Below are 15490 nucleotides of genomic sequence, written 5' to 3'. Positions count from 1 at the left end.
AGTATTTATTTACACAACAAATTGTTTTTCAAATTAAATGATTAACCTAAAGTTGCTACAACTGATTGACAACGAGGACATAAGTGATCTAGTCCATTAACTGAACCTAATTGATCTGAATAGTTCCAACAACGTTGACATTTTTCACCTTCTGCATGATCAACTTTAACTTTAACTAATTCATATTCTGTACCTTCAGTTAATTCATCTACAACGTCAACTTTTGATACAATGAATAATTGATTTAAATCATTAAATTTACTTAAGAAATCAACAGTATCAAACTCAGATGAGTTAGATAAAGTAATATGCGCTTCTAATGATTTACCAATTACTTTTTCATTACGTGCTACTTCTAGAGCTCTGTTAACATCGTCTCTTAATTTCATGAATTGAGACCATTTTTCCATTAATACAGTATCAATTTCATGTGGTTCAGGCATATCTGTTAAATGTACACTTTCTTCTTCAACATGTGGAATATGACCCCAAATTTCATCTGCAGTATGTGGGATAATTGGTGCTAATAACTTAGTTAATTTAACTAATGTCTCATATAATACGGTTTGCATACTACGACGTTTTAATGAGTCTGCTTTTTCAATATATAAAATATCTTTACCGTAATCTAAGTAGAAATTACTTAAATCTACGTTGATAAAGTTTTGAATATCTTGATAGATGTCTAAATAGTCGTAAGCTTCATAATGTGATAATGTCTTACCGATAAATTGATTTAAGCGGTTATGCATGTATTGATCGATTTCAAGCATTTCATCATAAGAAACACTATCAGTTGCTGGGTTAAAATCATTCACGTTTCCTAATAAGAAGCGGAATGTATTTCTGATTTTACGGTAAACATCTGAAGTTTGTTTTAAAATTTCATTAGAAATACGAACATCAGCCAAGTAATCAACACTACTCACCCATAGTCGAGCAATATCAGCACCCATTTGTTTAACAATCTTATCTGGTACGATAACATTACCAAGAGATTTACTCATTTTTTTACCTTCACCATCCATTACAAAACCGTGTGAAAGTAACATTTTATATGGTGAAATGCCTCTTGTTGCTACTGAAGTTGTAATTGAAGAGTTAAACCAACCTCTATATTGGTCACTTCCTTCAATATAAATATCAGCTGGGTAAGATAATTCAGGTCTAGTTTCAAGTACTCCTCTGTGCGTAGAGCCTGAATCGAACCAAACATCCATAATATCTGTTTCTTTAGTGAATACACCATTAGGACTACCTTCATGTGTAAATCCTTCAGGTAATAAATCTTTAGCTTCTCTTTCAAACCAAACATTAGATCCATGTTTTTCGAATAAATCAGCAACATGATTAATTGTTTCTTCTGTCATGATGATATCGCCATTTTCAGAATAGAATACAGGTAATGGTACGCCCCAAACTCTTTGACGAGAAATTACCCATTCTCCTCTATCTCTAATCATGTTGTATAAACGTGTTTTACCCCAATCAATTTTAAATTTAGTTGTATCAATTGCATCTAAAATATCTTGTCTTACTTTACTGATTGAAGCGAACCACTGCTCAGTCGCTCTAAAGATAACCGGTTTTTTCGTACGCCAGTCATGTGGATATGAATGTGAGAAGAATGATAGTTTTAATAGTGCTCCAACTTCATCTAATTTTTCTGTAATTGTTTTGTTTGCTTTATCATAAAATTGCCCTGCAAACTCTCCTGCTTCTTCTGTGAAAACACCTTTATCATCGATTGGGCTAATTACACCTAAATCATATTTTTGTCCGATAACATAGTCATCTTCCCCATGTCCAGGTGCTGTATGAACACAACCAGTACCTGCGTCTGTTGTTACGTGATCGCCTAAAATTACTAATGATGTTCTGTCGATAAATGGATGTTGCGCTGTAACATATTCAAGTTCAGAACCTTTAAATTCTTTTTCACGAACAATTGTTTCTTTATTCCAGTCTAAATCTTCACAAACAGCATCTAATAACGCCTCTGCTACTACATATTTTTTACCTTCAACATTTACTTGTACATAAGTAAGTTCAGGGTTAACAGCAATTCCTAAGTTTGATGGAATTGTCCATGGAGTTGTTGTCCAGATAACGAATGATGCATCTTCATCTACAACACCTTTACTATCAACTACTTTAAAAGCTACATAAATAGATGGTGATTTTTTATCTTTATATTCAATTTCAGCTTCTGCTAAAGATGATTCACTTGAAGGTGACCAATAAACTGGTTTTTTACCTTTATAAATTAAACCTTTAGCTGCCATTTCTCCAAATACGCGAATTTGAGCTGCTTCGAATTCAGGTTTCAAAGTAATATATGGGTTTTGCCAGTCACCATTTACACCTAAACGTTTAAAGTCAGATTTTTGTACTTCGATTTGTTCAAGTGCAAACTCTTCACATTTTTCACGAAATTCTGCGACTGACATTTCTTTACGCTTAACACCTTTATTTGTTAATGCTTGTTCAATAGGTAAACCATGTGTATCCCAACCTGGAACATAAGGTGCATAATAACCCGTCATTGCTTTATGACGAACAATAAAGTCTTTTAAGATTTTATTCAATGCATGACCCATGTGTAGATTACCGTTTGCGTACGGAGGTCCGTCATGCAAAATAAATGGTGTTTTACCTTTATTTTTTTCTAAAATTTTATTAAATAAGTCTTTTTCATCCCATTCAGCTTGAATTTGAGGTTCCTTATTTGGAAGTCCACCTCTCATTGGGAAGCTTGTTTTTGGCATAAGTAACGTGTCTTTGTAGTCCATAAGTTTTAATCTCCTTCAATTATTAAAATAAAAAACTCTAAGTTGAAATAATAGGGACGAAGTAATCGCGGTACCACCCTTATTAACTCAACTTAGAGTTCACTCATTAACTATATATAATTTTATGAAAAGGTGATACCTAAAGAAATTATTCGACTAGGCTTTCACCATCCCTAGCTCGCTTCTACTATAATTATTCTTTAGACGCGTCCTCATCACTATCTATAGATTGATTATTAATCTTCTCTTGATTATTTTGTTCTTCTTTTTGCAAAATGTCAATATTTTCTTCAGTAACTTGTTGTTGATCAATATCATAATTTAATAAATAATCCCAATCATCATTCTTCAACAAATCAAGTTGCGCTTCTACTAACATACGAAAACGAGATCTAAATACTTTAGATTGTCTCTTCATATCTTCAGTTTGGAAGCTTATTTTACGTGCTTTTTGTAAAGCATCATTGATGATAATATTAGCTCTACCTTCAGCTTCTTTAACTATAGAATCAGCTTTTAGCTCAGCGGAATGCTTTGTTTGTTCGCCTGCTTTTTGAGCTTGTAATATTGCTTCAGAAATTGTGTTTTCGACCGCTCTAAAACGATTAATATTTTCATCTTTATCATCTATTAATGTTTGTAATTGCGCTTTTTCTGATTTTAATTTTTCTATTTCATCGCTTAATGATTCTAGATATTGACGTACTTCTGATTCATCTAAGCCTTTATGCACTCTACTAAATTCTTTTTGTTTAATATTTTCTGGGGTAAATGCCATCAGTTTTCCTCCTTAGCACTATTTAAACAAAGTACGATATGTTATACGTAATTTACCTTTTTTTGATTCACCATTATTGGCTACAATCTTAGCACGACCGTATCCTTTTATCGATAGTAAATCATTCTCTTCGACTAAAAAGTCTACTCTTTCAATCTCTCTATGATTGACTTTTACACGTTTACCTTCTATGAGTTTCTTGCTTAGCGCTCTACTTGTATTAGTTATATTCTTTACAATTACATCAAGCCTCATAGCACTCACAGTTGTATCTCGTGTAACCCAATTCTCATTTGATTGTATCATATTTTGAAAAGGAATAGAACTCAATTTGATTCCTGCACCTTTAATTTTTGTTAATTCTAACATAATATATGATTCAAATCTTTTTGTCAAAACAAATTGTATTTTTTCGTTAACAATAATATCACCTAATTGATTACGATCAATTCCTAGAGACATTATCGTTCCTAATATATTTCGATGTGTTAATGTTACAAACTTAGTTGGATAATTAAGTTCGATTAATACTATTTCAAAGTCTTCTTCTTCTGGAGTGAAGTAATCAGGAGCAATTATTGCACGCTTTCTTTCAGCCTCATTACCTCCGCCAAAATAATGGACTCTTAATCCTTCAAAACTACCAACTATTGTATCTAAAATGTATTGTTCTCGAGGGTCTAAAAAGTCCGTAAGAACATGTTGGTAATTTCTTTCTGCTATTTCACATTTATTAATAAATAAATCAATTTCTTCTCTTTCTTCTTTTCTAAAATGTTGATAGATATCCATTGTTACACCTCTAAATATATATAAAAAAAGGATGGACGCATTGTCCCATCCCATTACACTATATCATTCATGTTAAATTTACAGGATTGGTACTACAGGTACAAACATATTGAATACGCTTATTAAACCTACATAGAATAAACTTAAAGTAATAAAAGCCACAATTGAAGATATGTCTAACATACCTAGAGGTGGAATTATTTTTCTGAAAGGTTCTAAAAACGGTTCATAAATCTTACCTAAAAATTGTCCTATAGCTCCTTCTCTTAATCCAGGTAACCAAGATGTTAAGAAGTAAACAATCATACCATATTGATAAATTTTAACAACAAACAATACAAATCCTAAAATTGTACTTAATAATCCGCTATCCATATACTATTTCCTCTATTCTTGATAAGGGTCAACTTGTTCAATTTGTTCTGTGATTGATCCAGCAACTTCAACATTATCAGGTGTGCACAAGAAAATATCTGTCCCAACTCTTCTAATGTCACCGCCGATAGCATAAACTGTTCCACTTAAGAAATCAATTATTCTTTTAGCAGATACTTTATCTATTCTTTGTAAGTTTACTAGTGTTGTTCTTCTATTTTTAAGTTCATCTGCGATATCTTGTGTATCAGAAAATACTCTTGGTTCAAACAAGCACATTTTTGAATTTTGCGCAAAATCCATATTACCACCCATGCTCACCACATTTGTTTGAGATGAATTTGTACGTTTTTCACTCATGGCTTCTTTCCTTTCAGGTTTATTAAAATCACGTGAACGTTGTGATTGATATCTTGTTGTATTATTCTGTTGTGACGGTACACTTTTTAAAGTATTCTGTGCTGTTTTCTTTTTCTCTTGAGAGCTTTGTTCTTGCTCGGGGGCTCTACTTTGCTCTTGACGTGGTTCTTCGTATACTTCCTCTTCATCATCTACTATGAAGAAACCTTTAAACACATCTTTAATAGCCATAATTTACACTCCTTATTCACCAACTAATTTTGTACCAATTCGAACATATGAAGCACCTTCTATTATTGCTTCATTAAAATCATTGCTCATGCCCATAGATAATTCTGTACAAGGTGCATAGCTTAGATTTAATGATTGTACTTTATCTTTTAACAGTCTTAGTTGTTTGAAATATTGTCTTAATTTTTCTTTGTCTTCGGTTAGTGGTGCCATAGTCATTAAACCAACGATTTCAATGTGTTCAAAATTTTCCATTTCTTTAATAAAAGGAATGACTTCTTCTGGTGACATACCGTGTTTAGATTCCTCACCTGAAACATTAACTTGAACAAAACATTTAACTTTATGGTTGGCACGTTTTTCTATTTCTTTTGCTAATTTCAACCTATCTAGTGCGTGTAAGTAATCGATATCATTAATGATTTCTTTTACTTTTCTTGTTTGCAGAGACCCAATAAAATGCATAATTGCATCATCAGGAAGTTGCTTTTTCTTTTCAACGAAACCTTCAATTCTATTTTCACCGAAATTTCTTAAACCAGCTTGATAAGCTTCTATAGCTCGGTCTATTGTAACATATTTTGTAACAACAATCACTTGAGGTGATGTTTCAAAACTTGATTCTTTAGTACTGTTACGAATTTGTGACTCTATATCTACTAAATTTTCTTTTACCGATTTCAAAATTATACCTACTTTCTACCTATAAATGCAAGCATTCTTCCAGTATTTCCTTGTTCTACTCTATAGGAAAAGAACTTATCTGTTTCACTAGCTGTACAATGATTTGTCTTAACGATATGTTCTGGTTTTACACCATAAAATATAGCTAACAATTCATTTGCCCTTTTCAAATCTATACCATGTTTATTCTGACCTCTATTTTCAATATATAAAGATGAATCAATTGGTAAAGACTTAAATTTATTGTAAATATCATCGTTAATTTCATAACTATTTGAAGTTGAAGGACCGATAACAATTCTAAGGTTCTCAATATCACCTTTATAGTTTCCAATCATCTCTTTAATGATTTGCGATTGAGTTCCTCTCCAACCTGCATGACAAAGTCCGACATACTCGCTATTCGTATCATACAAATAAATTGGTACGCAATCAGCAAAACACATTGTCAGTAAAATATTTGATTCATAAGTGTATAATCCATCTAATCCATATAACTCGTTAGTAAGCTCTAATATATTTTTACCTCTATCTGATGATTTAATTTCTTGAATTTTATTTTCATGAGTTTGGATTGGAAACACCCATGAATCACACGAGAAGCCAATCTCATCAGCTAATATTCCTTGGTGTTTTGTAATATTCTCTGGATTATCATCTATATAACGCGCCATGTTAAAAGCATTATTTGGGTAAGGACTGTGACCGTCAGTTCTTATTGTTATCCCAATTGTTAAATCAGGTCTTTCTTGAACATTATATGATAAGTGGTGATTTTGCTGACTAAATATTTCTTCCATGTTATCTCTCCTAATAAAAAAAGTCATCAGGACATATGCCTGATGACTTTTAAAGTTCATTTATCGTCTAGAGCGTCTAGAACGTCTATCTTCTCTATTTCGAATGAAACTTGGAATATCACTATCATCAGTTGATTCATTTGCAGCAGGTTTACTTTCAAATGAAGCTTTTCTATCTAGTGACTCTCCTTCATCTCTTTTTGAAGGTGCTTCTGTAGTTCCACCAAATGCTCCGCCACCTTGAGGTTTGCGCGCACTAGAAGGTTTATCATTAAAACCTGTTGCAATTACTGTAACGACTAATTCGTCTTGTAATTCAGGATTAATAACTGTACCAAATATCATGTTAACATCTTCGTCAGCAGCATCTTGAACGATATCAGCAGCTTCTTGTGCTTCGAATAGAGATAGTGATTCTCCACCCGTAATGTTCATAAGGACACCTTGAGCGCCTACGATAGATGTTTCTAATAATGGAGAAGAAATTGCTTTCTTAGCCGCTTCAATTGCTCTATTTTCACCAGAAGAAACACCGATACCCATTAATGCTGAACCTTGGTTAGACATAATCGTTTTTACGTCTGCAAAGTCTAAGTTTACTTCACCAGAAACAGCGATTAAATCAGAGATACCTTGTACACCTTGACGTAATACATTGTCTGCTTCTTTGAAAGCTTCCATCATAGGTGTAGATTTATCTACAATATCTAATAAACGATCGTTAGGAATAACGATTAAAGTGTCTACTGAAGCTTTCATAGATTCTACGCCAGCTGCAGCTTGTGTTTGACGTTTGCGACCTTCAAAGCTAAATGGACGAGTAACAACACCAACTGTTAATGCACCCATTTCTTTAGCAATTTTAGCAACAACTGGTGCAGCACCTGTACCAGTTCCGCCACCCATACCTGCAGTTACGAATACCATATCCGCACCTTGAATAGCATCTTCTATTTGTTCACGAGATTCTTCAGCAGCTTTTTTACCAATTTCTGGGTTAGCACCTGCTCCTAAACCACGAGTTAATTTTTCACCAATTTGAATTTTTGATGACGCTTTAGATAAGTTTAACGCTTGACCATCTGTGTTAATAGAAATAAATTCTACATTATTCATACCATGGTCTATCATACGGTTTACAGCGTTGTTACCGCCGCCACCAACACCAATTACTTTTAAAGTAGCTAAATGATTAAATCCTTGCTCAAATTCTAACATTTATTATCCTCCTAATCTTTATGACCCATCAATCAAATAACGATTTCATTAATTTCTTGAATACACTTGGCTTCTCTTCTTGACTATCCGAATCATAATCAGCTTCGGAGTGATTGTCGTTACCAGAACTTGAAGCTTTTGTATCATTATTTTTGTCTTTGTTTTGTTTTTTCTTAAACCATTGTTCATAAGGTTTTGCTTTAGATTCTTGATTTACTTCATCATAAGTTTCTTCTTCAATTGTATCCGCATCATAATTATTCATTGTAACATAATCTAGTAGCTCATCAAAGACAATTCCACTAGATATGGTAGAGATACTTGACGTAAATTCTGGTTTGCGAATTCCCATTTGAGATGGTGTGTGTATACGTACTTTTTCGTTCACCATATCTTGTAATAATTCTTTAATTCCTAATAGATTTGAAGTACCACCAGTTACGATAAATCCACCGTTAACATTTGTAATACCCATATCTTGTAATAAATCAAAAACATCGAAGAAAATTTCTTCCATTCTTGATTCAATAATTTCACTTAATTCTTTTTGAGTAAATTGTGCGTGACCTTCTTCATTGATTTGCTCAACACTGAAAACATCTTGATCAGATGCTGAGTCATAGAATGAATGACCATATTGTTGTTTGATTTTTTCAGCGTTGTCATATGTAGTATTTAATGCTTTAGCAATATCTGTTGTAATGCTTCTTCCTGCCATTTCAATTGTATCCGCATCAACAAGATTGCCTCGTTCATAGAAACCTACTTGAGTTAAATCTTCACCTATATCAATGACACAAGCGCCTAACTCAACTTCTGTTGGCGATAAGATTGACTGATAATTAAAAGCATCTGAGAATACTTCTAATACATCTACACCACATGATTCTACACATTTAATTATATTGATTAAAAGTGATTTAGATGTTGCAATCACACCAGCTTCAACCTTCAATGATTGTGTAGCAACCATTTCTTTAGGGTCTGAAACTTCATGCAAATCATCTACTATGAATTTCATTGGGAATACCCCAACAACTTCGGTTTCAGGTACGTCATTTAATCCTCTTATGCCTTCTAAGACAGATTCTATGTGAGCACCATCAATCTCTGTTTCCGTTCCTTCAAATGGTATTTCATATTTTTCATCATATATTTCCGTATTTACGATAGGCATTTTTAAGAAAACTTCTTTAATGTCTACTCCAGAAGCAATCGCCGCTTTTTTGATTGTATCTTTAATTGCTTGCTTAGCAATATCAAAATCATCTATACAACCATTTCTTATTCCATTTGTAAACGTTTGCCCTGTACCTATCACGTTAATGCCATTATGAAATTTTTCTCCTACAATTACTTTTACACTCGATGAACCTATATCTAAACTAATATAATAATGTTCCTCCATCGATAGGCACCTCCTCTAAGACATGATAATCTAATTTACACTATTCTTAGTTTACATGATTGATGTTTTAATGTGAACTAATAATAGGTTTATTTGTTGAATTTTTAGTTAATCTGATGATTTTTCTGTTGATTTTGGTTCTTCATCAGATTTTTCTAGTTCTTTTGATAAATCTTGTAATGCTTGATCTAACTTTTGTTGCTCAGATTTTGTATTTTCTTCTTGTTCACTTTCTTTATTTGCACGCTCTTTTTGTTGTTCTTTAGATTCATATGGTAAGAATGTAGCACCTACTTGTAAATCAACAAAACCTGGTGTTTTTAATTCTCCAGTATTATCTCTCTCTAATTTATCAGATATGCTAGGATAATAGTTAATTTTATTTGCAAAAGTTTGAATATCTCCAACAACTTCTACATTATCTGTCATAAACATTTGGATTCTATTTTGATTATTTTCACCTGGTTTATAATTAATTTCTGAAATCATTGATTTTACTTTAGGTTTTACTTTCTTTAACTCTGGTACAATTTTGTTTAATTTTTTAGAAGTGAAGTCATTTAAAATCGGAACATCGATTGGTAAATCTGTTGATAATTTTTTGATAGTAGAACCGTTTTCCAATAGTGGTTCATACCCTTTTTTATTTTTGATTAAGCCTATTGTTTCATATTCTTTAACATTTACGATTAAATCATTAGGAAAACGACGCTTTATTTCAACATTTTTAATACCTTCGATTTTTTCAATCTTAGATTTCATTTCGCTCATTGGCAAATTATAAATTCTAGAATCAGATTTTATATTTAATGCTTTTTCGATATCTTTTTTAGCAACAAGCTTTTCACCATTAATTTCTACTTTATCTACTTTACTGATATCCGTAAACATATATAAAACTACTAACAAGACAAGGAGTATAACACCAATGAATACGCCTAATTGAATTTGTCGTCTACGCTTTCTTTTTGTTTTTAGACTTTTAAGGTGTTTATCTTCTGTAGCCGTTTCAAATTTTAAAATATCTTCATTTTTATCAGAACTCTTACTCACTGTTGTCACTCCTTATAACCATTTTTCTAGAATGAAGGTAAATGTTTTTGGAAACTCTCAATAAATTCATCTCCACGTGCTTCAAATGTATCGTATTGATCCCAACTTGCGCATGCGGGAGATAATAATACAACATCATTAGATTGAATATGATCTTGTATTAAATCAACAGCACCTTTAACATCTTTAGCTTCTAGTACTTCTTTACCTTGACTTGCACCTAAAGTTTTTAATTTACCTTTTGTTTCACCAAAAGTGACCATTAATCTAACTTTATCCATATAAGGAATTAAATCGTCGAAATCATTACCTCTATCTAATCCCCCACATAACCAAATAATTGGTGAATTAAATGAGCTTAACGCAAATCTTGTTGCTAATGTATTTGTAGCTTTCGAATCATTGTAATATTTATTACCTCTGTTCGTTCCTATGTACTGTAGTCTATGTTTTATCCCAGAGAATGTAGTAAGGGTATGGACTATAGACTTGATATCTACTCCGGATATAATAGAAGCGAGAACTGCTACTAATACATTTTCTAAATTATGCTTACCAGGTAATACGATGTCATTCGTGTTAATAATACGCACACCATTATATACTACATAATCGTCTTTGATGTATATCCCGTTTACCTCTTGTTCTGTTGAAAAATATAAAATTTTTGATTTAATTTCATCTTTGTCAATAAGATGTCTTTGTTCATAATTAAATATTAGATAATCATCTTCGGTTTGATTTTTAAATATATTCTTTTTAGCATTTTGATACTCTTCTAATGAACCATGATAATCTAAGTGAGCTGAATAAATATTTGTAACAATTGCAATATGAGGCTTGTATTCAACCGTTCCTAGAAGTTGGAATGACGATAACTCAGTAATTAGGTAATCATCTTTCCTCACATCTTGTGCTACTTTCGATGCTACAACACCTATATTGCCCGATACTTGGCCCTTCACTTTGCTGTTTCCAAACATATCACCAATTAGTGAAGTAACTGTAGTTTTCCCGTTTGTTCCTGTGATACCAATTATAGGCGCTTCAGAAATATAATAACTTAATTCAATTTCCGTTATGATTTTTAAATTTTTATTTAATGCCTCTTGTAATAAAGGGATTTTATATGGGATACCTGGGTTTTTAACGATTAATGGATTGTTATCCAATAAACTCAATGGATGTTCACCACTAATAACTTTAATCCCATCATTTACAAGCTCCAATGCATGTGGATTGTTCGTTAAATCTTGTCCATCATTTACTATAACGTTTGCACCTAGTTTCTTACAAAGCTTAGCACTTTCATATCCACTTTTTGCTAACCCTAAAATCAAGACGTTCTTATCTTTCAATCCAGTATATGGCTTCACTTTACATCACTCCAATCCATAGACCTATAACTCCTGTAACGATGCCAGTAGCCCAAAATACTAATACAACTTTCCACTCACTCCAACCTACTAATTCAAAATGATGGTGCAATGGACTCATTTTAAATATTCTTTTTCCAGTAAGTTTATATGAAGTTACTTGTAGCATTACAGATAAAGTTTCAATAACGAATACAAAACCAATCAATAATAAAGTAATTTCTTGATTTAACATAATAGAAATAGTTGCAAAGATACCGCCTAATGCCAAGCTACCTGTGTCACCCATAAATACTTTTGCTGGATACTTATTATAAATTAAGAATCCAATTAAACTAGCTAACATCACTAAACAGAATAACCCTATTTCTGGTTTATCTAAAACAAATGACAATATTGCATAAAATGCAAATGCTATAACAGATAACCCAGTCGATAAGCCATCTAATCCATCAGTTAAGTTAACAGCATTACTAAATCCTACTTGCCAAAATATAATAAACACGATATAGAATACTGATAACGGTAATGACCAATCAGTAAACGGTATATTAATCGCTGACTCAAATTGATAATTTGGTAACGCAACACTGACAATATAAAATATTACAGCTATTGCAATTTGAGCTAAAAACTTCTGTTTACTCGTTAAGCCTTGGTTATTTTTTTTAACGACAATTATATAATCGTCTATAAAACCAATTAGTCCAAAGCCTATTGTGACAAATAATAATAAAATTAGCGGTCCGATTTGGTCAGCGAAAAATAATGCAATAACCGTCACCACAATGGTAGAAAGTAAAAATGTCAATCCACCCATTGTTGGTGTGCCTGTTTTTTTCATATGACTTTGAGGACCCTCTTCTCTTATACTCTGCCCAAACTTAAGTTTTTTAAGTGTGGGGATAAGTATTGGTACAAGAATCAAAGTCAATAAAAACGCAATGACAGGTAGCGTAAAATTCATAATAGTTCACCTTTTCTTTTGTTTATTTATCAGGAATCATCTGATTCTTTAGAATCATTCGATTTCTCTTCTTTTTTATCTTTTTCTTTTTCTTTTTCACTTGTATCTTCTTCTGGTACTTGCCCTATTGAATCTTCTCCATTTGGATGATTATTAGACAACGTAAATTTAACTTCAGTGCCTGATTTAATTTTTTGATTTTCATCTACTGATTGTTCTTTAACATAACCAGATCCTTCTGTTTCTGCTTTAATACCAGTCGCTTCTTGAAGTTTTAATATATCACGTTTTGTCCATTTTTCAGTATTAGGCATTGTTAGTTCGCCATCTGTCACAAGTAACACTCTTTCTTTATCTTGTACGCTTTTATCTTTTAGAGGTAATTGTTTTATTATTTTTTCTCCATTACCGATAACGACAGGTTCTAATTTCTTACCTTTTACAATGTCTGTAGCCTTTTGTGTTTCCATATTAACAACATCTGGAACTTTTGAAGAGTCATTCTTCTCTTTTCCTTCACTTTCTTCTACATCTAAATATTTCAATGTATTCTCCATTATTGGATTAAAGCCACGAGAAACACCATATTCATAAGCTTCTAAGTCTCGTTTCTTAGCTAGTGACATACCTGCATAAACAACTACTTCTGGATCTTTAGCTGGTGCATATCCCATAAAACTTACAAAATAAGGATTAGCCCCATCTACGTATCCGCCACCTTTAGTGTCAGGAACTTGTGCAGTACCTGTCTTACCAGCAACACGATATCCATCAATTTTGTAATTGGTTGCATTACTGTCTTTACTATTTACCACTTTATCCAATTCAGTCATCGTTTTCTGAGCTGTATCTTTTGAAATTGGATTACCTACTACTTTTTTCTTACCTTCTTTAATCGTTTCTTTAGTTTGTTGATTTTTTATTGATTGAACATAATATGGTTGTAACATATTACCTTGATTTAAAATCGCAGTTTCTGCCTGTAACATTTGAATTGGTGTTACAGTTGTAGATTGTCCAAACGAAGATGTTTTTCTTTGAAGTTCATTATCAAATGCAATGTTACCAGGAGCTTCGCTATCGAATAAACTTCCTGTTTTCTTACCAAAACCGAATTTTTCATAATAAGTTTTCGCTTTATCTGCACCAACTAAATCTTGTAATTTCATCATTAAAGTGTTTGCTGAATATGTGAATCCAGTTGTCATAGGTATATTACCCCAGCCATCATCGTTCCAGTCATAAATTTTAAATCCGTCAATTTCTCTATGACCTGTTTTGAATTTTTTATTAGGTTCGAATTTGCCTTCTTCAATTGCAGCAGCTAGTCCGTACGTTTTAAATGTCGAACCAGGTTCATATGTATTTTGATATAAATCATTCGCCCATTTTTTACCAAAGTCTTCTTTTGTATCTGGATTAAATGTCGGTCGTTGACTATAGCCTAATATTTCACCTGATTTAGCATCCATAACAACTGCAAATAAATCTTCTGGTTCATAACGATCAACCATTTTATCTAATGCATTCTCAACAAATACTTGGATATTCGAATCTAATGTTAGATGTACATCGTCACCATTTTTAGCTTCAATATTATCTTCTGAGTTTGGTACTAACATGCCCCAAATATCTTGTTTATAAGAATTTTTACCTGTCTTACCTTTTAGATAACTATCAAAGACTTTTTCAGCACCATATACACCTGTTAACTTATTAGTTTCCTGATCTTTATCAGCTAATCCTATAAGATGGGATGCAAAATTGCCATTTGGATAAAATCGTTTCTTTTCGGTTTCAAAAGTAATACCTGGAAGTTTTAATTTCTCAATATCTGTTTTTTGCTTATAAGTTAAATCTTTTCCTTTTTGACCAAATTCAACTTGGAAAGCATTTTTAGTTTTCAACCTTTTTAATACATCTTTTTCATCCATTTTTAAGATTTTCGAAAGTTCTTTTGCTGTTTTCTCTTTATCTTTTACGTGCCTCGGTTTATCACTATCTTTACTCATTTTTTTATCTAGAATAGCGACCAATTTATAACTATCCGTGTCTTCTGCTAACACTTTTCCATTTCTGTCATAAATTTTACCTCTTTCAGGTTGAGCAACTGTTTGTCTTAAATATTTTTCACTTGCTCTATATGCTAAATCCTCTCCAGCAGCTTGTCCGCTGATCATGAGGTAGGAATATCTTAAGACCAATATAAAAAAGAGCAGTCCGAAAAAACTTACTAAGAGGACTGCTCCTATTTTATTTTTCTTTATTTTAATTTTTGGCATCACTACGCACTACCTTTACATTGTTGTTATTCAACTTAAGACCATAGTCTTCAGCTTTTTCGTAGATACGTTCATATGATGACTGCTTCATAGATTCTGTTTTCAAATCACCATTAGTAGTTTTTTGCTCTTCAATTTTATTATCTAATTCTGCAATTTGAGTTTTATTATTGTACGCATCCATTTTTAAAGATAGCATATAAATACTTATCAACGCAATCATAGTTATTAGTGTTATGTATACAAACTTTTCTATCCTTGATATGCCAACTACTTTACTTTTGGTAACTTTTTTTCTTTGCGGTTCGACTTGTGGCTCTTGCCACTCGTCAGGTCTATAATTTGGATATATTCTCTCTACTGCCATTCAATTG

The 15490-nt window shown here is 32.3% G+C and carries 14 protein-coding genes; all 14 read right to left on the bottom strand.

What is annotated here, in order from left to right; genetic code table 11:
* Positions 1-41: 41 nt before the first annotated feature.
* The 14 genes from ileS to ftsL all read right to left on the bottom strand — a co-directional run bounded on the left by ileS (position 42) and on the right by ftsL (position 15483).
* The gene (gene ileS / locus ACO6VN_RS04660) at positions 42-2792 is read right to left on the bottom strand and encodes an isoleucine--tRNA ligase (RefSeq protein WP_064204070.1); all 2751 of its coding nucleotides are present in this window, start codon (positions 2790-2792) and stop codon (positions 42-44) included.
* A 193-nt stretch (positions 2793-2985) separates the two neighbouring features.
* Positions 2986-3570: a DivIVA domain-containing protein gene (locus tag ACO6VN_RS04655; protein ID WP_017000559.1), complete on the bottom strand. Its 585-nt coding sequence runs from the start codon at positions 3568-3570 to the stop codon at positions 2986-2988.
* Positions 3571-3588: 18 nt separating this feature from the next.
* Positions 3589-4362, bottom strand: coding sequence for an RNA-binding protein (locus ACO6VN_RS04650; protein ID WP_422404289.1), 774 nt, complete (start codon positions 4360-4362; stop codon positions 3589-3591).
* A gap of 78 nt (positions 4363-4440) precedes the next feature.
* Entirely contained in the window at positions 4441-4737 is a 297-nt protein-coding gene (locus tag ACO6VN_RS04645) for a YggT family protein (RefSeq protein ID WP_017000554.1), read from the bottom strand.
* A 12-nt stretch (positions 4738-4749) separates the two neighbouring features.
* Positions 4750-5328 (bottom strand): cell division protein SepF, encoded by a 579-nt coding sequence (locus ACO6VN_RS04640; protein ID WP_017000552.1) that lies wholly within the window; start codon positions 5326-5328, stop codon positions 4750-4752.
* 12 nt (positions 5329-5340) lie between these two features.
* Entirely contained in the window at positions 5341-6012 is a 672-nt protein-coding gene (locus ACO6VN_RS04635) for a YggS family pyridoxal phosphate-dependent enzyme (RefSeq protein ID WP_422404288.1), read from the bottom strand.
* An 8-nt stretch (positions 6013-6020) separates the two neighbouring features.
* Positions 6021-6812, bottom strand: coding sequence for a peptidoglycan editing factor PgeF (pgeF, locus tag ACO6VN_RS04630; RefSeq protein ID WP_422404287.1), 792 nt, complete (start codon positions 6810-6812; stop codon positions 6021-6023).
* Positions 6813-6872: 60 nt separating this feature from the next.
* Positions 6873-8030, bottom strand: coding sequence for a cell division protein FtsZ (gene ftsZ, locus ACO6VN_RS04625; RefSeq protein ID WP_017000549.1), 1158 nt, complete (start codon positions 8028-8030; stop codon positions 6873-6875).
* 28 nt (positions 8031-8058) lie between these two features.
* Positions 8059-9438, bottom strand: coding sequence for a cell division protein FtsA (gene ftsA, locus ACO6VN_RS04620; RefSeq protein WP_194200847.1), 1380 nt, complete (start codon positions 9436-9438; stop codon positions 8059-8061).
* A 108-nt stretch (positions 9439-9546) separates the two neighbouring features.
* A complete protein-coding gene (locus ACO6VN_RS04615) occupies positions 9547-10491 on the bottom strand; it encodes a cell division protein FtsQ/DivIB (protein ID WP_216683132.1) in 945 nt (314 codons plus the stop codon).
* Positions 10492-10517: 26 nt separating this feature from the next.
* Positions 10518-11867: a UDP-N-acetylmuramoyl-L-alanine--D-glutamate ligase gene (gene murD, locus ACO6VN_RS04610; protein WP_422404286.1), complete on the bottom strand. Its 1350-nt coding sequence runs from the start codon at positions 11865-11867 to the stop codon at positions 10518-10520.
* A 1-nt stretch (position 11868) separates the two neighbouring features.
* On the bottom strand, positions 11869-12834 hold the full coding sequence (mraY, locus tag ACO6VN_RS04605) for a phospho-N-acetylmuramoyl-pentapeptide-transferase (protein ID WP_216683130.1): 966 nt from the start codon (positions 12832-12834) through the stop codon (positions 11869-11871).
* A 29-nt stretch (positions 12835-12863) separates the two neighbouring features.
* Positions 12864-15116, bottom strand: coding sequence for a penicillin-binding protein (locus ACO6VN_RS04600; protein WP_422404285.1), 2253 nt, complete (start codon positions 15114-15116; stop codon positions 12864-12866).
* Positions 15103-15483: a cell division protein FtsL gene (gene ftsL / locus ACO6VN_RS04595; RefSeq protein WP_064204076.1), complete on the bottom strand. Its 381-nt coding sequence runs from the start codon at positions 15481-15483 to the stop codon at positions 15103-15105. Before ftsL ends, ACO6VN_RS04600 begins: the two co-directional genes overlap by 14 nt.
* Positions 15484-15490: the final 7 nt, after the last annotated feature.

The organism is Mammaliicoccus sp. JADD-157 (assembly GCF_049310805.1).
GTDB lineage: Bacteria > Bacillota > Bacilli > Staphylococcales > Staphylococcaceae > Mammaliicoccus > Mammaliicoccus lentus.
Note: the sequence above shows the minus strand (reverse complement) of the source record. Positions and strands in the feature narration are given on the sequence as shown.